We start from the raw sequence: 19596 nt of genomic DNA on the forward strand, positions 1-19596 counted from the left end.
ATGAAATAAGTCCCATACTCATTCAATTCGCTTGGAGGTTTGCTATGACCTACGACTATGTCATCGGCATGGACGTTGGTAAATACTTTCACCACGCTTGCGTCTTAGATATCGACGGCACCCAGGTGCTATCTAAGCGCATCAACCAAAACGAAAAATCCCTGCGCGCACTGTTTTCAACGTTCAGCGCACACGACCACAAGGTCCTTGTCGTCGTGGACCAGCCAAATAACATTGGTCGACTAACTGTCGCGGTTGCTCAAGATCTCGGGATCGACGTGCGCTACCTTCCCGGTTTGGCCATGCGCCAACTCTCGCGCATCCACGCTGGCAATGCCAAAACTGATATCCGGGACGCCTATATCATCGCCCACGCTGCAAAGAACCTTCCGGAATCCCTCCGCAGCGTCGACCGCGTCGAAGAAGCCTTCCTCCAGTTGAAGGTCCTCAACGGTATCGACGAAGACTTAGCGCGCTCCTACACCAGGCTCATCAATCAGATTCGAAGTGCACTAGTAGGCTGCTACCCGCAATTCGAACAGGCCCTTCGCGGTCAGATAATCCACCGCAAGTGGGTTCTGCACCTACTTGCACGCTACGGCGGACCGACCAAGATAAAACGCCTCGGAAAGGCCAAGGCAACTGCCTTCGCTCGACGCTATAAGGCACGCAATCCTGAACCTGTCCTCGATGCCATTTTCGCTGCCATCTCTGAGCAAACAGTCGCCATTGCTGGTGCACACTATGCCGAAATGGGCGTAGCAATGTCGGCGAAGGACGCACTCTTAAAGCTCGAGCACCGCACACAAATCGAGCAAGAAGTCATCGAGCTCATCAACGACATCCCCCACACTCAAATCCTGCTATCCATGCCAGGAATCGGACCAAAGACGGCAGCACAAATTCTCATGACCGCGGGCGACATGACCGACTTCCCGTCAGTCGGGCACCTAGCCTCTTACGCTGGTTTATCGCCCCGAACGAATCAGTCCGGGACCTCGATCATGTCGAACTCACTGAACCGAGCTGGCAATAAAAAATTAAAGAACGCCCTATGGCAATCATCTTTTGCATCGATCAGATTCCATGAGCGTTCCCGGCAATTCTATGAACGAAAGCGCCGTGAAGGCAAGAGACATAACGCCGCAGTAGTAGCACTAGCCCGCAGACGGCTCAACGTCCTCTACGCCATGATGCGCAACCACGAGCACTACCACGATCCCGCACCATCACAGGAAGACCTAGCAGCCTAGACACTAAGAGTAAAGATAGCCGACCGGGTAAAATCCCAGTCGGCTAGCAGCCATTCCCGAAAACAACACGACCAAACAACCCCGCAGAGAGAATCCGCCCCCAATTTCTCCACCCGCTAGGTTGACAACCTATATAGGAACACCCCCCCCCGCGCAGATAATAATTATATTCGCAGTTAAACTGCGGTATTGGTAGCTGCCATTCCACTTTGAGTGATATCGACCTCACCGCCCCCTTACGGGGGCTCTAGCAGCCTTGCCCAGGCACATTGGTGGCAACTATCTCACTGCGAAACGCTTACCAAGAGCGCCATGCAACCACCAGCACAACCATTAACACTGTCAATATCGCCAGGTAGACGTGAATCTTCATGGGCAACCACTGGGGCGCGGCAAGAAGGTACCTCAGGACAATCCCGAAGCCATATATTTTCTCGGTCTTTAACAAACTCCAGATAGAAAGCTAACATCCCTAGGTTTCTTGGCGGGGCTCTCTAAGAACGATCACCAGTAGTTTTCGCGGCACGAAGGAGCGCCGCATAAGCGCCGTCGCGGGCCAGCAGCTCAGCGTGGGTGCCGCGCTCGGCCACGCGGCCGGCGTCGAGGACGACGATCTGGTCGGCATCGCGGATGGTGGACAGGCGGTGCGCGATGACCAGGCGGGTGGCGTCCGCACCAAGCACTGCTTCCTGGATAGCGCGCTCCGTTTCGTTGTCCAGGGCCGAGGTGGCCTCATCCAGGATGAGCACCTGCGGTCGGCGCAGCAGCGTGCGGGCAAGCGAGAGGCGCTGCTGCTCACCGCCGGAGAAACGGTAGCCGCGCGAGCCTACGAGAGTATCGAGTCCCTCGGGAAGCGCGGCGATGACCTCGTCCACGCGGGCGGAGTGCAGGGCCGCCCACATCTGTTCTTCACTCGCCTCCGGCTGCGCGAAGAGGAGGTTCTCCCGCACCGTGCAGTGGATCAAGTAGGTCTCTTGGGAGACCACGCCAATAACCTCCGCGCGCTGCTCCGGCGGAATGTCACGCAGGTCGACTCCGCCCAGGCGCACGGAGCCGGTGGTCGGGTCAGCCAAGCGCGCCATAAGTGCAGCGACGGTGGACTTGCCGGAACCGGTATGCCCCACCAGGGCGGTGGTGGTATGGGCGGGGATGGAAAGGGAGACGTCGGAAAGCGCGTCGGTGTCGGTGCCGGGGTAGCGGTAGGAGACGTTGTGGAGGGTGAGGGAGGCGTCGGCAAGCTGGGCGGGCTGGGTGGTCTCCGTGAGTTCGGGCTCCAAGTCCAGGTACTCGAAGATGCGGCTGAACAGCGCCATCGACGCTACCCACTGCGCGCCCACGTTGAGCAGGCCGGTAATCGGGCGGAAGATTTGGGTCTGCAGGGTGCTAAACGCGATGAGGGTGCCGATGGTTATGCCCGGGCGCAGGCCGGCCACGAGATAAATCAGGGCTGGCATCACGCCGAAGATGATTTGGGTCAGCGCCATGCGCCAGCGCCCGGCCAGCTGGGATTCGAGCTCCAAGCGGATGAGGGAACGCGAGGTGGCCGAGAAGCTCGAATAGACCCGCTCCTGCGCGCCCAACGTGGTGGCCAGGCGCATGCCGGAGACGGACAGGTTCTCCGAAATGGTCTGTTGGAGTTCCGCCTGGGCTTGGCTGTTTTTCTCCATAAGGCTGCGGCGCAGAACGGCGGCGCGGCGCGTGAGCCACACGGCGGGAGGCAGCACCAGCAAGGACAACAGCGAGAGGGTGGGCGAAAGCGCCACCATCGCTACCAACGTGGCCACCGTCATGGTGAGGTTGCTAGCCACGGAGGTCGCGGTGGTGGTCACCATGCCGCGCATCGCCGCGATGTCATTGGTCAGGCGGGATTGGATCTCGCCGCCCCGGTTATTGGTAAAGAACTGCAGCGATTGGCGCTGCAGGTTGGCAAAGACCTGCGTGCGCAGCTCGTGCATGATGGTGTGCCCCACCCGCGCGGATAAAAAGGACTGGATAACGCCGATGGCCTGAGAGACCACGGTGATGGCCAGCATGCCGCCCACCAGCCACAACAGCAGTGCGGTGTCGTGGTTGGGAATGGCCTCGTCCACGGTGCGGCGCACCAAGAAAGGCTGCACCACCGTCAGCCCAGACGTCGCGATGATGAGCGCTACCACCACAAGCAGCGTGCCGCGGTGGGCTGCGAAAAGGCCGGCGACGCGACCAAACTTCACTGGGTGCTGGGCCAGCTGATCGACGTCCGCGGGGTCCTTCACCGCGGTGTGCATCGGCCGGGTCATGGCTTAACCGCAGGTAACGATGGGCTGCGGGTCATAGACCGTGGTGGTGGTCTCCCGGGAGATTTCCTTGCCGGAGAGGTCCTTGATCACGCGGGTATCCGAGGTGGTGAAGCCCGGCGTGCCAGACGACGGCGAGCAGTCCTCGCTCACCGACTTGCGCTGCGGCTCGGTCTTGGCCCAGCGGCCGTTGTTGATGGACTCGACCTCAACCGTCTTCACGCCCTTGAAGCGCACGGTGATCTCGTCACCAAAGCTGGTTTCGATGCGCACCGGGTGGTTGGAGGTGTTCTTAAACTGCAGGTCAATTGCGCCTTCGTACACGGTGGCCTCGCGGCCAGCCGGGTAGCGCGAAATGTAATAGGAGTGCGGGGTGTGTGCCACGTCCTCCATGCCGGCGAAGTAGGCCGCGTTGTACAAGGTGGTGGCGAACTGAGAGATGCCGCCGCCCACGGCCTTGCCCGCGTGGCCGTCGATGATGATGCCGGATTCCACATAGCCCTGCGCGGTACCGCGCGGGCCGGTGTAGCCGTTGAGGGAGAAGGTCTCACCCGGGTTGACCACGGCACCGTTGACCTCCTGGGCCACCAGGCGGATATTGGTGCCGGAGGCCCCGGAGAAACCGCCGGTAGAAAACTCGGACACGGTCTCATCGAAGGTGGCCTTCTCTGCCATTTCCGTGGTGAAGTCTGCGGGGTCCGGCTTGTAATCGGCATCCCATTCGCGGTCGTCCTCGCTGCTCACACGGTCCTCGAAGCCCTCGAGGGTCTTCTCCCAGTCGATGATGGAGCCATCCACCGAGGGCGTGATCTGCTTGTCGTTGCCGCTGAAGGAAATTTTGGCGTTGGTGCCGGGCACCTCGGAGCCTTGCATGCGCTCTTGGAAAAGCTCACGGGCGCGGTCTTTATCCACCTTGAGGCGCAACTCGCCGTCTTCGGCGGCGATGGAGACGAACTGGGAAATCTCCGGCTTGCGCAGGGTGCCGGTGGTGTTGTTCTCGCCCTTCAGCGTGAGCGGGTTATCCAGCGCGCGGGCGGCATCCCCGGTGCGCATGGCCTCAATCGCCTCATCATTAATCTGCGGCTCCACCACCATCGGCTCGACGTCGACGCCCTCGGGGTCGAGCCAGTGCTTGACGACGCCCTCGTGCAGCTCTCCCTCTTCCACCGCCTGGCCGAGCTTGGGTTTGGTCTCTTTGAGGGAGCCGTCGATAAGCTCCAGGTTTCCGTCCTTCGGCTCGATCTTCAGATCGTTACCCACGCGCTCGAGCTGACCGGAGAGCTGGTTCTCATCGATGTCCACGGCAACAGGGATTTCCTGGGTGGGCTTGATGAAGCTGTACAGGCGCGAGAGGGGGTTCAGGGAAGCGTCGGGAATGCCGTCGACGGCTTTCTGATAATTCAGGCTTAGGCCGGAGTCTTGGGGGATAAGCTGCGAGCTTTTCTCCCCGGCGCGGATATCCACGGGCTGGGCCGCGACGTCCCCGAGTTCCTGCTCCAGCTTCTCCACCGCGGCGGTGCGCTCCATGCGGGAGATGTCCACGCCGCCGACCGACGTCGCGCGCGGGACCTTGTGCTGGTTAGCCATGACGTCCCACGCATAGGCGATGCCGGCGATGAGTATCAGGCCGACGAGCACGCCAAGGGTCACCTGGAGCCCCTTGCGTCGCTGTTGGCTGTGTCCGATTGCCTTTTTCACGTGTACGAGATTAACGTCTGCCAGCTGGTTTTTACTAGTCGCCCTCTTGCTGGGCCACCACGTCGGCGGCCGCGTCGATGACCGCGTTGATGTCCTCGTCGGTGGACCACAGCGGCATATCGGCCCCGGCGGTGAGGGCTGCGGCCACGGCCTCCGGCACGCTGAAGTTCTCCGAGATGGAGGCCATTCCGCCCAGGTCATCGGTGTAAATCGTGCCCTCGAAGCCGAGTTCCTCGCGGGCCAGCTGGTAGGCCCGCGGGTTGAGGGAGGCGGGCTCGTCCCCTAACCCAGGCACCACGAGGTGGCCCATCATGAGGGCCGCTTCCGGGGCTTGCGGGATTGCCGTGTGGAAAGGCACGAACTCGTGTCCGTACAGTTCTTCCAGCGGCGGGGTAACGGCCTCACCCAGGTGTGTGTCCCCGGAGGCACGCCCGTGGCCCGGGAAGTGCTTGAACACGGCCTTCACGCCGGCGGCCTGCAACCCGCGGGCAAAGGCCGCGCCATATTCGCCGGCGGCCTGTGGGTCGGTGGAGAAGGAGCGGTCACCGACGACTTCCAGGTCTCCCCCATCCACGTCGAGCACCGGGGCGAAGTCCACCGTCACGCCGTGGGCGCGTAGGCTCTGCCCAATCTCCGTGGCTAGGGCCTCGACCTCCTCCGGGCTGTGGCCCTCCGCCATGGCCCGCGGAGAGGGGTAGTCGCCCAAAATTTCGGAGAAGCGCTGTACGCGCCCGCCTTCGAAATCGATGGAGACTTCGAAGTCGCGGCCCATCTCCTCGCGCAAAGCGTTCACTCCCCGCGGGCCATCGCTGAGCAGCTCAGGGTCGGCCCAGCTGGGGATAAAGAGCCCGCCCACGCCGGCTTCGAGTTTCGCGCGGGCATCCTCGTAGTTCAGCGCCGGCGGCATGAGCTTGACGGCAGCGCGAGCGCGGACGCCCTCAAGCGCGGCATCGTGTTCTGCCGCGTCCCCCGACGCGGCGCTCGAGGCCGCGGCGCGGGTTTCGCTGGGCGGGGCGTCGGAAAGCACAGGCTCCTCACTACACGCGCTCAGCGCACAGGTAGCACTCAACAGGAGGGCGGGCATTGCTTTTCTCATGCCCACCAGTGTGCCTGAAGCACCCGCGCGGGAAACAAGCGGTTGTTAGGATGGTCACATGAATAACGGAGAGACCATGCTCATTGCCTATGACGGCTCCGACCGCGCCGACCGCGCCCTCGAGTACGCCGCGCGGCTCCTGCGCCCCACCGACGTCGAAATCCTCACCGCCTGGGAGCCGTCCGCACGCCAGGCCGCCCGCGCGGTCAGCCGCACCGGGCTGCACCAATCCACGGTCTCACCGGACAGCGTGGAGGATGACCCGGCCTATGAAGAGGCCCTCGCCATCTGCCACCACGGAATTGCCAAGGCCGAGTCCCTCGGCCTGCGCGGCCATGCCCACCTGGTGGAATCAGTGACGACGATTCAGAGCGCGATTGTTGACGCCGCCCACGAACTCGACATCGACGTTATCGTCACCGGCACCCGCGCGCTCACCGGCTTCCGCTCCTTGTGGACGAATTCCACGGCGGAGTACATCGTGCGCAACGCCGGTCTCCCAGTCTTCATCGTGCCGCCGGAGAACGACGATGAGGACGACGCGGAAGAAAGCGACTCCTAAAGGCAGCTTTTAGCTGCTAGAATCTGGCGCCATGGCATTCGACAGCGATTCCCTCAACAAGCGCACCCTGGGCCCGGCCCTGGGCAGCGCGGTCGTCGGCGTGGCGCTGGGAGTCGTGACCATCCTGGGCATTGCCCAATTCTCGCAGGCCGATGCCGTGCCGAACGATAATTCCGTCAAGGCCTCCGACGCCGTGATGGGCGGGCCGGAGTACGGCTCCCGCGAGTAAGCGTGCGCGCACGCATCGGGGGGCTTTTCTTTTTAGCCCTCGTGGTACTTCTGCAGCCGTGGGGGCTGACCGCTGCTGATACCAAGCACGATCTGGTGGCCAACCCGGCACGTTTCTTAGGCGCCGCCCTGCATGCTTATACCGATACTTTCACGCTGGGCCAGCTGCAAAACCAGGCCTATGGCTACCTCTTCCCCCAGGGCTTGTTTTTCCTGCTGGCGGACCCACTTCCGGATTGGATAGCGCAACGTGCCTGGTGGTTCCTGGTCCTGGCGGTGGGCTTTCTGGGCTTCTTCCGCTTGGTCCGCACGGTGCTTCCCGCTGCCCCTAGCTTTGCCGCGCTGGCAGGCGGAGTGCTCTACGCGCTCTCTCCGCGCACGCTGACCACGCTGGGCGCGATTTCCTCAGAGACTTGGCCGGTCATGCTCGCGCCCTGGGTGCTGCTTCCTTTCCTGCGGCCGGGCCGGTTGGGCTGGCGGGACGCCGCGCCCTCAGTAGTGGCGGTGGCTTGCATGGGCGCGGTCAACGCCACGGCCACGCTGGCGGCCTGCCTGCCAGCGGGCTTGGTTCTGCTGTGGCGGCGCGCGGGCAAGACCGGCCTGGTGTGGTTGGCCGGATGCGCTGCGGTGTCTGCGTGGTGGATTACCCCACTGCTCATCCTGGGCCGCTATGCCCCGCCCTTTACGGAATTCATCGAGTCCGCCGGGGTGACCACGCGCTGGCTCAACCTAGCGGAAATTCTGCGCGGCACCACCAGCTGGGCGCCCTTTGTGGATACCGAACGCGTCGCCGGCAACGAGCTGGCCACCGAGCCGGTCTTCGTGCTCGTCACCGTGTGCGTTGCCGCCTTGGGTCTCATGGGTCTGGCCCGGCTACCGCGCGAGTGGGCCTTCATGCTGCTGGTAGGCGTGGCCGTGCTCGGCACGCATGCTGCGTGGTACCTCGACGCGCTTGATGGCCCGCTGGCCGCGCTGCGCAACGTGCATAAGTTCGACCCGCTGGTGCGCATCCCGCTGGTACTCGGTGTGGCCGCGATTGCCGCCCGGGTGAAGTTGCCGCGGACGTTGTCCCCGGGGCGTCGTGAAGCAGCAGGCCTTCTGGTGTGCCTCGTGGTGATGGGTGCGACCGCCCCGGCGTGGGCGGGCAGGCTGCTGCCGAAGGGCGCGTACGAGGAGGTGCCCGGCTATTGGCAGGAAGCCGCTTCCTTCATGAACAGCCTGGATACGCGCGTGCTCATCTACCCACCGGCGTCCTTTGCCCGGCAGGACTGGGGCTGGACGCGCGATGAGCCGGCGCAGCCGCTTCTCGACGTCCCCTGGGCCGTCCGCGACGCCGTTCCCCTCATCCCGCCCGAGGCTATCCGGGGCCTGGACGGTGCGATGGCGCAAATCGAGCGCGACCCTGCCACCGCACCCGTGGTGTTGCAGCGCCTCGGTATCGGGGCAGTCGCGGTGCGCCACGACCTCATGTCTGGTTCTTCGGAGCACATCCCGGGCGTGGTCCACACCTTCGGGGAGGTCGACGTCGTGGTCTTCGACCCCGACCTCTCCATGAACCTGACGCCTGCGAATCCGCCGCGCGTGGCGGGCGGCGGCGAGTCGCTCGCGCTCCTCTCCGGTCCTCACGAGCTCGTCTCCTCCAACGCGGATATCGTCACCGATACGCCTGCGCTGCGCGACCGCAACTACGGCACGCTCACCGGCCCAGTCTCCGCGCCGCTGGCCCCCGATGACCCCTCCACCGTGCGCAACCGGCTGCGCGATTACCCCTCCGCCGGCCCGCTGACCCAGGTGGTGGAGCACGATGGCCGGGTCACCGCGTCGTCGTCTGCCGCGGATGCCTCGGCCTTCGGCGGGGCGAACCCAGCGCGCTCTCTTACAGCGGCCGTCGACGACGAGAACTCCACCGCATGGTGGCCAGCGCCCGGCGATTCCGGCTGGTTAGAGCTGCACTCCGATTCAACGTGGACCTCGCCGACGCTGCGTCTGATGACCACGGGCACGACTGAGGTGACCATCCACAATGGCGACTCCAAGGTCACGGTCACCATGGAGGCCTACCGCGCCCGCAATATTCGCGTGCCCGGCGCGAAAGCCTCCACCATCCGTATCGAGCCGCAGCGCCGCACCGGGATTGCGGAAGCCTCCATCGTGGACCAGCCCACCCCGCGGCGCATCGTCACCGTGCCCGATACCTCGCCCGATGCCGAGCAGTTCCTCTTCCAGCAGGACAACGAACGCATCCTCATCCGCTCCTTCACCGCTCCACGCGCCATGACCGTGCGGGTTGCCGGCACCAAGCCCGTGCTTATCGACGGCTCCCCCCACGCCCCCAACTCCACCCTCAACCTCTCCGCCGGGCAGCACCTCCTGCGCACCACCGGCGACTGGGCGGCGCTGACCGATACCGCGTCTTCCCTGCCCGCGCCCCTTCCCGCTTCCTCTGACCGTCCTTCAGCTGCAGCCGGCGCTACACCATCGGGCGCTGACCACAGCTATACCCCACTCGCTGCCGGTGAGACCATCGAGCCCGCCGACCACGACCGCCTCCTCATCACCGGCCGTGCCTTCAACGAGGGCCTGCGCGGCGAGCTGCGCTCCCCCAGCACAGCCGCGGTCTCGACGCCAGGTTCAGCACAAGATTCAGCGCCGGACTCGACGCCGGCCTCCAGCGCGGGGCCACTGCCCCTCGAGCCGCGCTCCATCGATGCCGACACGCAGGCCTTCCTCATTCCCGCCGGTGCCGGCGGCACCTTCCACATGTCTTTTGCTGCCGACCGCGCCTATCGCGTCGGCCTGGGCCTCGGCGGCGCGCTCGCCGCGCTGACCACCGCGTTGTGCCTGCTCGTCATGGCCCGCGGCCCCCGCCCTCACTCCGCTTCCCCCGCCGCCTCCGCTGCTTACACGGCACACAACACCGCCTCGTCCAGCCCTGCTACCCACTCGTCTACCTCGGCGCGTGTCCTTCTAGCCCTGCTCATCGCGGCAACGATGGCGCTCGTCGCGGGCCTGCCCGGTGTTGCCGCCGCTGCCGCGGCGTGGGCCATCACCCGCTGGACCACGTTGCGCTCCGACTACTTGGCGGGCGCGCTGACCCTGGCCGCGGGCGCGATGCTCGCCCGCGCCCCCTGGCCCACGGACGGCTACGCCGGCGACTCGCTTCTGGTGCAGCTGCTCTGCGTCGCGGCTATCACGTGTGCCTGCCTCCCATCCCGCCGCACGTCCTAAGTACCCGGCCCCGCCCCAGATGGTTTCCCTCAAAAGGTACTAGTCAAAAGGTGTCTTTGGGGGCAGGGAAACCATCTGCGGCGATGTAAAAGGTTTGTTTGGGGTCAAGTAAACCGTTTGACTAATGCCTTCTGGAAAATGCCATGTGTGAAGTGCCGTCTACGGCCCCGCCGAACCGGCGGAATCAGTAAAACCGGCGGCGTTGGCAAGGGATCCGGAACCGGAAGCGCTCGCAGAATCGGCGGCGAGGCGCGGCAGAGAACGCGGGACGGCGATGCGGCCGCGGGCGAAGGAGCGGATGAGGTCGCGGCCGGGGACCTCGACAAGCGCGTAGGTCGCAGCAGAAAGCACACAGCTAACGACCACCGTGAAGACCAACACCACCGCGAAATCCCCGGCAGAGCCGGAGAAAGCAGACACGCCCAACAGCGGGAAGGCAATGGCCAGCACCGCTACGTGCCACATGAAAACACCATAAGACCAGCGGCCCAGCGCTCGCATCACCTCGGAAGAAAGCCAGCTTTCCCGCGGGGCCAGCGCCACCGGCACCACGATGCACGCCCCGCACACCGCCCCCGCCGCAATGCGCCGCGCAAACTCACCCGGTTCTGGATGCACCAAGCCCTGCGGGCCGAACCACTCGCGGCTGGCCAGCCACACGCAGCCCGCCGCCACCGCCCAACAGGCGGGACGCACAATCCGCCCAGCACGCAGGCGCACCTGCGCGGCCTCGGCCTCCGCGGCCAACATTCCCACCGCAAACCACGAGAAATACGCGGGCGGCCAAATCTGCGTATTGACATCGCCGGATTCATATCCGGCCACAAACGGCAGAAAACCCCAGAACAAACTCAGCACGCCAGCTCCAGCAATAAGCGCAACCCGCGGGCGCGCCGAGAGCTTATCCAACAACCACGCCAACAGCGGCAACACCGCATAGAAGGCGAACTCCACACACAGCGACCACAATTGCGTGAGCCCGGGAACCAGGCCATCGGCAATATAGAGCTGCGTACCGGTCAGGTTGGTGATGACTTGCGGGAGGGTTAAGGGGGAAGCGTCGGGAAGCAAGGCGAGCACGACCACCACACACACCAGATACAGCGGCGCCAAGCGCGCCACGCGGGAGAGCGCGTACTGCCCCGCCGTGTGCACGTGCCGCCGGCGCCACAACAAGAAACCGCTGAGCACGAAGAAGACCGCCACCCCGTAATCCAGGCGCTCAGCCCAGGCCCAGCCAGTGGCCGTCTGAAAGGACACGTGCGTGACCACGACTGCCAATGCTGCCAGCGCACGCACGCCTTCGAGCTCAGGGAGAAAGCGCATGGCCCACTACGATACTATTTCTGCAGTGAATCCCTCGACCGATCGGAGCTGACGTGTTCCTTCGCTCCCGCCTAGCGCAGGTGACGATTGCCGCCGCGGTGTTCGTCATACTCGGGTCCATCCTTCCGCCGCTGTACAACAACCAATCCCGCCCGCTGCCCAGGGACCTCAACCTAGAGATCCACGCGGAGCACGACGGAGCCACGTTCACCCGCCACACCACCACCGCCCCCGCGAAGAAGGATTCCGTGGCCCGCGCGCAGTCCACCGTGGACCTCACCTTCAACGGCGAGACCATCGCGCACATCACCGAGGAATCCCAGCTCAACCGCGAATCTACCTACCCGGTGGCGGGGCCGAACACGACGCAACACATCGAGCTTCCCGCCTTCGACGTGCAGGTGGAAGACCGGGTGGAGCGCGACGGCATCAGCTACTTCTTCCCCTCCGGCGCGGAGCAGCGCTCCTATCCCTTCTTCGATCCGCTCACCCAGGACACGGAGCCCATCGATTTCCTGCGCGATGAGAAGCTCGACAGCATCCCCACCTACGTCTTCCACCAGGATGTCGCGCCGGTCTCGCTCGGGGAGGTCTTCGCCTTCGAAGCCCACCGCTCCGGCCCCGCGGGCGATTTTTACTCCGCGGAGTCCTTGGAGCGCTACAACCTCAAGCCGAAATCACACGTCATCCTCGAGCCTTTCTACGCCGTGAGCCGCACGGTGTGGGTGGAGCCCACGACCGGCACCATCGTCAACGAGGAGGAGCACCCGCGCATCTTCTGGGCCACGGACGCGCGCCAGGCCCAGGCCATGGTCGATGCCGATGACACACACGAGCGTGCGCTTCTCGACGTCCCCCTCTCCTGGTCCGATTCCACCCGCACCGAACGCCTCGACTCTGTTCGCCGGGTCATCGACACAGTCAAAATCTTGAGCCTCGTCGGCTGGCTGGGCAAGGCCATCGGCGTGGCGTTGTTGGCGGTGGCGGCCGCGATGTTCATGCGCCGCCATGCAGCGCAGAGCGCGTAGGCGCCCGTGATTACGTCCCGAGCATCCCTTGCGGTGCGCGCCGCCCTCTGCGCCTGGGGCGTGGCGCTCGTGCTCGCGGTGTGTTGGCCCTTCGTGCTGCCCGGCGAGTTCCTGTGGCGCGACATGGTGCTGCTTGACCGCCCAGCCCTGAGCGCTGCCGCCTTCGGCGCCGGTGACCTTCCCGCCCGCAATGCACCGCAGGACGGGGTGCTTGCCTTATTCGGCGGGGCGTGGCTGGCCAGGGTCTTCATCCTTGCTGCTGCGAGTGCCTCGGCGTGGGTGGCGGGCCGGTGGGCGCGCGAGTCCAGCCCGTGGGCGGCGGCCGCTGCGATGGCGTGCGCGGTGGCCAATCCTTTCGTCATCGAGCGCCTCCTGCAGGGCCAGTGGTCGCTGGCAGTCGCCGCCTGGTTAGCGCCCGTGATCGCGTGGGGTTGTTTAAGCTACCACCCGCGCGTGGCGTGGCTGGCGCTGTGGGCCGCGTCCTTGACGCCCACCGGCGGGCTCTTCGGGGGACTCATCGCGGTTGTCTGTGAGCGCGAAAGGCGGTGGCTCTTCGCGGGCGGCTCAGTTTTGCTGTGGTTGCCGTGGCTAGTTCCAAGCCTCGTGGCCGGTTCGCCTACCACCCACGGCGACCCCGCCGCCCAAGCCGCGGCCTTTGCCCCGCGCGCGGAGGCCTACGTGGGTGCGGTCGGCTCGCTGCTCGGCTTCGGCGGCATCTGGAATGCCGCGGCGGTGCCGGCCTCTCGCGAGCAGGGCTTCGCCCTGGCGGGACTTGCCGTCGCCGCCCTCGCTGTCCTGGGCGCTGCCCGCCTTCCCCGGCGCGAGCTGCGCCCGCTCGCGGCCCTGGCGGTTCTCGGCATGGGCCTGGCCATCCTCGGCGCACTCGCCCCAGGTCTCACCGCCTTCGCCGTGGAGCACGTCCCCGGTGCGGGCCTACTGCGCGATTCCTCCAAGCTCACCTTGCTCGCCCTGCCGCTGGCCGTGGCGGGTATCGCATCCCTGCGCCAACTTCCTGCCGCACTCGCGCTGTGCGCCTGCCTGCTCCAGGCTCCCGATGCACCGCGGGAGCTCGCCGTGTTACTCCCACGCGAAACGGGCATCGACCGCCAGCTCGTCGAAGACCTTGACGGCCGCCTGACCTTCTTCGCCGACCGCTCAGCCATGGTGCCGCTTGACGGCGGCATTGCCCTCGACCCCTATTCCAAGGCCGCCAACAAGCTCGACTCCGGCGAGCTCACCGTCGACGGCATAAACGTGGATCAGCCTGCGCCGCGCTACCTGGCGGCCACCGAAGCCTGGAACACGCGCGACCTCGCCCGGTTGGAGGAGCTCGGCGTGGGCGCGGTCGTCGAAGCGGGAGGCATCGTTGCCACCACCAACGCGCAACCGGCACCCGCCCCGTGGGGGCTTAGCGCCACCTGGTGCGCACTTCCGCTTCTAGCAACTCTTCGAAGCGCGCACCGGTTTTCTCCCACGAAAAAGTAGCCGCCAACTCGCGTGCCGCGTTGCCTAAACGGTGGCGGAGGGAGGGGTCGTCGACAAGCATGCGCACCGCCGGCGCGAACTCCTCCTCGCACCGCACCAGCACACCGGTCTTGCCGTCGATAACACTGTCTTGCAGGCCAAACGCATAACCTACCGTGGGCACCCCATGTTGGGCCGCCTCCATGACTGCCAAACCCCAGCCTTCTTTTCGAGACGGCATGAGGTGGACATCAGCGCGCGCGAGCAACGCATGTTTATAGTCCTCCGTCACCTGACCACGGAAGCGCACGCGGTCTTCCACCCCGTGGGCACGCGCATACTCGCGCAGGTGGGATTCCCACCAGCCGGAACCGATGACGTCGAGAAGCGCGCCCGGAATCCGCGCCACGGTGTCCATGGCATGCTCAATTTGCTTGTGCGGCACGAGGCGCGACAGCGTCACCAGGTGGATATCGGCCTCGCGCTCCAAGGTGGGCACGTGTGACGGCAGGGGGTCCACGCCGTTCTCAATGATGTGCGCGCCGTGAATCCCCAGCTTCTCCAGGTCGCGCTTCGAAGCCTCCGAGACCGTCACCCACGTGTTCTCACGGTAGATCCTTGGCACCACGCAGGATTCCAGGAACCACCCCAGCCGCGCCAGCACGGGCCCGGCCACCGGCCACTGCTCGCGGTGGCAGTGATGCGTCAGGATCACCACGGGCGCGCGGGTGGCCAGGCGCGCGAAGAAGGGAATGCCGTTGTGGGTATCCACCACAACGTCAACGTCGCGCGCGCCAAACTGCATCCACAACAGCGCGCGTGGATATACGCTGAACTTGGCCCCGGCGCGCGAATAGAGCACGCCGTTTCGACGCTCGCGCTTGGCGGCGTTCATGTGGCGCGCGGTGCGGAAGACCACCTCGTGGCCCTGGGCAGCGAGGTATTCCCCGACGCGCTCAAGGTAGCGCTCGGAGCCACCACCTTGCGGGTGGGTGGAATCGCGCCAGCACAAAAGAAGGATTTTCATGTCGAGGAACTAGCCTAGTGGGTTATGAAACGCACCCGTGCCTTGGCCACACTGCGCCGCTCCTGGCGGCTGCTGCGCTCCTTCCGCTTCGAGCAGACAGCGCCCGCGGTCTTTTATGGCGGCTTGGCTGAGGACACCGCCGCGCTTGTCGACGCCCTCTCCCGCGACCATTCCCTCTCCCTCACCGGCGCGCGCGTGCTCGACGTCGGGGGCGGGCCCGGCTATTTCGCTTCGGCCTTTGCCCAGCGCGGGGCCAGCTATGTCGGGCTGGAGCCGGACGTGGGCGAGATGGCCGCCGCCGGCATCGAGGTGGCCCAGGCCGTGCGCGGCGACGGCACTAGTTTGCCCTTCGCGGATGACATCTTCGACATCACGTATTCCTCCAACGTGGCCGAGCACATCCCCAACCCGTGGGACATGGGTGAGGAGATGCTGCGCGTAACCAAGCCCGGCGGGCTGGTGATCTTGAGCTACACGGTGTGGCTGGGACCCTTCGGCGGGCACGAGACCGGCCTGTGGGAGCACTACGTGGGCGGCGAGTTCGCCCGCGACCGCTATACCCGCCGCCACGGTCACCCGCCGAAGAATGTCTTCGGCACCTCGCTCTTTGCGCTCTCCGCCCGCGAGGGCTTGGACTGGGCGCGCAGCGTGGCTCCGCCTAGCCCACAGGGCGCAGAGTTCCTCGCGGCCTTTCCGCGCTACCACCCTGCCTGGGCCTGGTGGGTGCTCAAGGTGCCGGTGCTGCGCGAGTTCCTCACCTCCAACCTGGTCCTCGTCCTGCGCGCTTAACCCCTCAAAACGACGAATACTCCCCCGCAGGGGAGCATCCGTTTAACCGCGAAGATTAGGAGGCAGACTCAACGCGCTCCTTGAGCGCGGTGAACTGGTCCCACACCTCAGACGGAACGCGGGAGCCCAGGAAGGTCAGGTACTCCTTGTTGTCTTCCATGTCACCAGCCCAATCGGCCGGGTTCACGGCAAGCGCCTCGCGGACGTCCTCGATGTCGAAGTCGATACCGGTGAGGTCGATATCCTCCGGGCGGGCGGTGTGGCCCACGACGGTCTCGACGGCGTCGACGTTGCCCTCGATGCGGTCCACAATCCACTTGAGAACGCGGGAGTTCTCGCCAAAGCCCGGCCACAGGAAGCGACGGTCCTCACCGCGGCGGAACCAGTTCACCAGGAAGATGGCCGGCATACGGTCGCCGCCCTTTTCACCCATATCTACCCAGTGCTGCAAGTAGTCACCGGCGTTGTAGCCCATGAACGGCAGCATGGCCATCGGGTCGTGGCGCAGGGCGCCGACCTTTCCCTCGGCGGCAGCGGTCTGGCCGGAGGAGAGCAGGGCGCCAATCATGGTGCCGTGGTTCCAGTCGAAGGCCTGGGTCACCAGCGGGACGGTATCGGCGCGGCGGCCGCCGAAGAGGATGGCGTCAATCTTGACGCCCTTCCAGTCATCGAATTCCGGCGCAGCGGTCGGGCACTGCGTAATCGGCACGCAGTAGCGGGAGTTCGGGTGCGCCGCCTTGGTGGTCGAAGCCGGGGTCCAGTCGTTGCCATGCCAGTCGATGAGGTGCTCCGGGGCCTCGCCCATTTCCTCCCACCAGACATCGCCGTCGTCGGTCAGCGCAACGTTGGTGAACAGGGTGTTGCCCGGCTCCATCGTCTTCATGGCAATCGGGTTGGAATCGTAGTTGGTGCCCGGTGCCACGCCGAAGAAGCCGTTCTCCGGGTTGACGGCGTACAGGCCGTCCTCGCGCAGCTTCATCCAGGCGATGTCATCGCCCACGACCTCTGCCGACCAGCCCGGAATCGTCGGGGTAATCATGGCCAGGTTGGTCTTACCGCAGGCGGACGGGAAGGCGGCCGCGATGTGGTACTTCTTGCCCTCCGGGTTCGTGAGCTTCAGGATGAGCATGTGCTCTGCCATCCAGCCCTCTTCCTTCGCCATGACGGAAGCGATGCGCAGCGCGTAGCACTTCTTAGCCAGGATGGCGTTTCCGCCGTAGCCAGAACCGTAGGACCAAATCTCCTTGGTCTCCGGGAACTGCGTGATGTACTTCTTGTCGTTGCACGGCCAAGCGACGTCCTCCTGGCCCGGCTCCAGCGGGGCACCCACGGAGTGCAGAGCGTGGACAAAGTCACCGTTGTCCCCGATCTTGTCTAGGGCCTGCTGGCCCATGCGGGTCATAATGCGCATGGAGAGCACAACATAAGCCGAGTCGGTGAGCTGCACGCCGAGCTTGGGGTCCGGATCACTAATCGGGCCCATGCAGAACGGCACGACGTACATGGTGCGGCCCTTCATGGAGCCGCGGAAGGCCTCGGTCATCTCTTCCTTCATGGCTGCCGGCGGGGCCCAGTTATTGGTCGGGCCAGCGTCCTCAGCAGTCTCAGTGCAGATGAAGGTGCGGGACTCCACGCGGGCAACATCCGAAGGATTCGAGCGAGCCAGGTAGGAGTTCGGGCGCTTCTCCTCGTTGAGCTTAATTAGGGTGCCCTTTTCCACTAGCTCGGCGGCGAGGCGGTCAGCCTCCTCCTGGGAGCCGTCTACGAAGACGACCTCTTCCGGCTGGAAGAGCTCGACACTCTCACTGATCCACGAAATAAGCTTCTCGTTCTTCGTGGGCAGTTCACCTACAAGGCCCTTAATAGTTGCGGTCATCTCACATTCTCCTGTGGTCGGTGTGGCCAGGGTGCTTTATTTCGCCGAAGGTTCCCCCAACGACGTTTCACCAACCAGAGTACGGACACTGGTGATAACAGAATGTGTAATGCCCGCCACCCCGGTTATATCCACCCAGTTCATACCGACTATGTCGAGGACAGCGGAGTGTGAAATATGGCACCCACCGCCCCCAATCGCCCCCATACGGGGGTTTCGTTTCTGTGGATCACCCATCCCGTACGCCCGTCCCGCTACCCCCACGGCGTCCTGTGTGGCCTCCACCGAGGCGCCCCTCCACCCTCCACGGCGCGGCACGTTGCCCCTCACCCCTGCTTAAGGGAACAATGTCAACTGATGAATAGCGCAGACTCTTCCCAGAATCCCGCCGCGCAGATGCCTCACGGCCGCGGCCTCCAGACGGATTTCAACGCCGAGTTCAACAATGATTTGGACTACCCACGCCTCGGCAACGTGACCTTCCGTCGCGGCACCCTCACCGACAACCAGAACGCCCTCTTCGAGGAGCACTGGCCTAGGTTGGGGCGCCTGCTTGCCGACGAACCCCTCGACATCCCCGCCTGGTTCGGCCGCGAGGGGGCGAAGACCATCGTCGAGATCGGCTCCGGCACCGGTACCTCAACCGCAGCCATGGCGCCACTCGAGCAGGACACCAATATCATCGCCGTCGAGCTCTACAAGCCGGGCCTGGCCAAGCTGCTGGGCTCCATCATCCGCAACGACATTGAGAACATCCGCATGGTCCGCGGCGATGGCATCGAGGTTCTCATGCGCATGTTCGCGCCCGAGTCCCTCGACGGTATCCGCATCTTCTTCCCGGATCCGTGGCCCAAGGCCCGCCACCACAAGCGCCGCATCATCCAATCCGGCACGCTCAACCTCTTTGCTTCCCGCCTGAAACCCGGCGGCGTGCTCCACGTGGCCACCGACCACGCCGGCTACGCCGAATGGATTAATGAGCTCGTCGAGGTCGAGCCTTCCCTCGACTACAAGGGCTGGCCCTGGCCGGAGTGCCCCATCCTCACCGACCGCCAGGTCATCACCAAGTTTGAGGGCAAAGGCCTGGATAAGGAACACGTCATCACCGAGTACCTGTGGGAGAAGAAGTAATGGCCGGAACCTACCTTCTGGTGTGGGACGCACCCAACATGGACATGGGGCTCGGCGCCATCCTCGGGGGGCGCCCCACCGCCGCCTACCGCCCGCGTTTCGACGCCATCGGCCGCTGGCTGGTGGACCTGGCCTTCGATAACGACGCCACCCCTGAGGCCGCCGTTTTCACCAACGTCAGCCCCGGCGGCGCCGACGTCATCCGCCCCTGGGTCGAGGCTATCCGCAACGTCGGCTTCGCCGTGTTTGCCAAGCCAAAGCTCCACGAGGACGATGATGTCGACCCCGACATGGTCGAATACATCAAGGCCAACCGCGAGAACCTCTCCGGTGTCATCGTGGCTTCTGCCGACGGCCAGAACTTCCAGCACCTGCTTGAGCAGCTCTCCGCTTCCGGCCTGCCCACCTGCGTGCTTGGATTCCACGAGCACACCTCCTGGGCGCTGACCCATCCCGATATCGAGTTCGTCGACCTCGAAGACATCGAGGGTGTCTTCCGCGAACCGCTGCCGCGCGTGAACCTGGACAACCTGCCTCCAGGCGGCGCCTGGCTGCAGCCTTTCCGCCCGCTGTCCGCGCTGCTGCCGGACCGCGCGCCCGAGCACAAGTAGGAG

Annotated in this window: 15 protein-coding genes; 9 read left to right on the forward strand and 6 right to left on the reverse strand. The window is 64.9% G+C overall.

All coding sequences use genetic code 11. From position 1 onward, the window contains the following. The first annotated feature begins 44 nt into the window (after positions 1 to 44). Positions 45 to 1253 (forward strand): IS110 family RNA-guided transposase, encoded by a 1209-nt coding sequence (locus tag HMPREF2808_RS07320; RefSeq protein ID WP_070624362.1) that lies wholly within the window; start codon positions 45 to 47, stop codon positions 1251 to 1253. Between the two features lie 494 nt (positions 1254 to 1747). Here the strand turns inward: HMPREF2808_RS07320 and HMPREF2808_RS07325 are convergent, their stop codons facing one another. From HMPREF2808_RS07325 to HMPREF2808_RS07335, 3 genes are read right to left on the reverse strand one after another with little or no spacing between them, the layout of a single operon-like run. Beyond that, entirely contained in the window at positions 1748 to 3532 is a 1785-nt protein-coding gene (locus HMPREF2808_RS07325; protein ID WP_070596997.1) for an ABC transporter ATP-binding protein, read from the reverse strand. A 3-nt stretch (positions 3533 to 3535) separates the two neighbouring features. Further along, entirely contained in the window at positions 3536 to 5227 is a 1692-nt protein-coding gene (locus HMPREF2808_RS07330; RefSeq protein WP_210386961.1) for a VanW family protein, read from the reverse strand. A 34-nt stretch (positions 5228 to 5261) separates the two neighbouring features. Beyond that, the gene (locus tag HMPREF2808_RS07335; protein ID WP_070624330.1) at positions 5262 to 6323 is read right to left on the reverse strand and encodes a glycoside hydrolase family 3 N-terminal domain-containing protein; all 1062 of its coding nucleotides are present in this window, start codon (positions 6321 to 6323) and stop codon (positions 5262 to 5264) included. A 58-nt stretch (positions 6324 to 6381) separates the two neighbouring features. Between HMPREF2808_RS07335 and HMPREF2808_RS07340 the strand changes: the two genes are divergently transcribed. From HMPREF2808_RS07340 to HMPREF2808_RS07350, 3 genes are read left to right on the forward strand one after another with little or no spacing between them, the layout of a single operon-like run. Further along, positions 6382 to 6885 (forward strand): universal stress protein, encoded by a 504-nt coding sequence (locus tag HMPREF2808_RS07340; RefSeq protein ID WP_070624331.1) that lies wholly within the window; start codon positions 6382 to 6384, stop codon positions 6883 to 6885. Between the two features lie 31 nt (positions 6886 to 6916). Beyond that, the gene (locus tag HMPREF2808_RS07345; protein ID WP_010188604.1) at positions 6917 to 7114 is read left to right on the forward strand and encodes a DUF2613 domain-containing protein; all 198 of its coding nucleotides are present in this window, start codon (positions 6917 to 6919) and stop codon (positions 7112 to 7114) included. 2 nt (positions 7115 to 7116) lie between these two features. Next, on the forward strand, positions 7117 to 10341 hold the full coding sequence (locus HMPREF2808_RS07350; RefSeq protein WP_070624332.1) for an alpha-(1->3)-arabinofuranosyltransferase domain-containing protein: 3225 nt from the start codon (positions 7117 to 7119) through the stop codon (positions 10339 to 10341). 159 nt (positions 10342 to 10500) lie between these two features. Here HMPREF2808_RS07350 and HMPREF2808_RS07355 read toward each other — a convergent pair whose 3' ends face one another. Next, positions 10501 to 11667: an acyltransferase family protein gene (locus HMPREF2808_RS07355; RefSeq protein ID WP_070523754.1), complete on the reverse strand. Its 1167-nt coding sequence runs from the start codon at positions 11665 to 11667 to the stop codon at positions 10501 to 10503. 53 nt (positions 11668 to 11720) lie between these two features. On the opposite strand from HMPREF2808_RS07355, the gene HMPREF2808_RS07360 reads away from it, so the two are divergent. After that, positions 11721 to 12695, forward strand: coding sequence for a PorA family protein (locus HMPREF2808_RS07360; RefSeq protein WP_070624333.1), 975 nt, complete (start codon positions 11721 to 11723; stop codon positions 12693 to 12695). Positions 12696 to 12701: 6 nt separating this feature from the next. Next, positions 12702 to 14180, forward strand: a complete 1479-nt coding sequence (locus HMPREF2808_RS07365) for an MmpA family trehalose lipid delivery protein (RefSeq protein ID WP_246818529.1) — start codon at positions 12702 to 12704, stop codon at positions 14178 to 14180. Here HMPREF2808_RS07365 and HMPREF2808_RS07370 read toward each other — a convergent pair. Further along, positions 14104 to 15186, reverse strand: a complete 1083-nt coding sequence (locus HMPREF2808_RS07370) for a glycosyltransferase family 4 protein (protein ID WP_070624335.1) — start codon at positions 15184 to 15186, stop codon at positions 14104 to 14106. The two genes, HMPREF2808_RS07365 and HMPREF2808_RS07370, sit on opposite strands and share 77 nt — an antisense overlap. Positions 15187 to 15210: 24 nt before the next feature. On the opposite strand from HMPREF2808_RS07370, the gene HMPREF2808_RS07375 reads away from it, so the two are divergent. Further along, positions 15211 to 15975: a class I SAM-dependent methyltransferase gene (locus HMPREF2808_RS07375; RefSeq protein ID WP_070624336.1), complete on the forward strand. Its 765-nt coding sequence runs from the start codon at positions 15211 to 15213 to the stop codon at positions 15973 to 15975. 55 nt (positions 15976 to 16030) lie between these two features. Here HMPREF2808_RS07375 and HMPREF2808_RS07380 read toward each other — a convergent pair whose 3' ends face one another. Then, positions 16031 to 17851 (reverse strand): phosphoenolpyruvate carboxykinase (GTP), encoded by a 1821-nt coding sequence (locus tag HMPREF2808_RS07380; RefSeq protein WP_070624337.1) that lies wholly within the window; start codon positions 17849 to 17851, stop codon positions 16031 to 16033. A gap of 357 nt (positions 17852 to 18208) precedes the next feature. On the opposite strand from HMPREF2808_RS07380, the gene trmB reads away from it, so the two are divergent. Together trmB and HMPREF2808_RS07390 are read left to right on the forward strand one after the other, a co-directional pair. Continuing rightward, positions 18209 to 18982, forward strand: coding sequence for a tRNA (guanosine(46)-N7)-methyltransferase TrmB (gene trmB / locus HMPREF2808_RS07385; protein WP_070523772.1), 774 nt, complete (start codon positions 18209 to 18211; stop codon positions 18980 to 18982). Then, a complete protein-coding gene (locus tag HMPREF2808_RS07390) occupies positions 18982 to 19593 on the forward strand; it encodes an NYN domain-containing protein (protein ID WP_070597005.1) in 612 nt (203 codons plus the stop codon). The genes trmB and HMPREF2808_RS07390 overlap by 1 nt, the downstream gene beginning before the upstream one ends. The last annotated feature ends 3 nt before the right edge of the window (positions 19594 to 19596 follow it).

Source organism: Corynebacterium sp. HMSC078A10 (genome assembly GCF_001811565.1).
Taxonomy (GTDB): domain Bacteria; phylum Actinomycetota; class Actinomycetes; order Mycobacteriales; family Mycobacteriaceae; genus Corynebacterium; species Corynebacterium hesseae.

Excerpts from the sequence above, each read along its gene's own strand:
- HMPREF2808_RS07340 (WP_070624331.1), top strand. The coding sequence starts at position 6,382 with ATGAATAACGGAGAGACCATGCTCATTGCCTATGACGGCTCCGACCGC.
- trmB (WP_070523772.1), top strand. The coding sequence starts at position 18,209 with ATGAATAGCGCAGACTCTTCCCAGAATCCCGCCGCGCAGATGCCTCAC.
- HMPREF2808_RS07380 (WP_070624337.1), bottom strand. The coding sequence starts at position 17,851 with ATGACCGCAACTATTAAGGGCCTTGTAGGTGAACTGCCCACGAAGAAC.
- HMPREF2808_RS07390 (WP_070597005.1), top strand. The coding sequence starts at position 18,982 with ATGGCCGGAACCTACCTTCTGGTGTGGGACGCACCCAACATGGACATG.
- HMPREF2808_RS07320 (WP_070624362.1), top strand. The coding sequence starts at position 45 with ATGACCTACGACTATGTCATCGGCATGGACGTTGGTAAATACTTTCAC.
- HMPREF2808_RS07355 (WP_070523754.1), bottom strand. The coding sequence starts at position 11,667 with ATGCGCTTTCTCCCTGAGCTCGAAGGCGTGCGTGCGCTGGCAGCATTG.
- HMPREF2808_RS07370 (WP_070624335.1), bottom strand. The coding sequence starts at position 15,186 with ATGAAAATCCTTCTTTTGTGCTGGCGCGATTCCACCCACCCGCAAGGT.
- HMPREF2808_RS07325 (WP_070596997.1), bottom strand. The coding sequence starts at position 3,532 with ATGACCCGGCCGATGCACACCGCGGTGAAGGACCCCGCGGACGTCGAT.
- HMPREF2808_RS07345 (WP_010188604.1), top strand. The coding sequence starts at position 6,917 with ATGGCATTCGACAGCGATTCCCTCAACAAGCGCACCCTGGGCCCGGCC.
- HMPREF2808_RS07375 (WP_070624336.1), top strand. The coding sequence starts at position 15,211 with ATGAAACGCACCCGTGCCTTGGCCACACTGCGCCGCTCCTGGCGGCTG.
- HMPREF2808_RS07335 (WP_070624330.1), bottom strand. The coding sequence starts at position 6,323 with ATGAGAAAAGCAATGCCCGCCCTCCTGTTGAGTGCTACCTGTGCGCTG.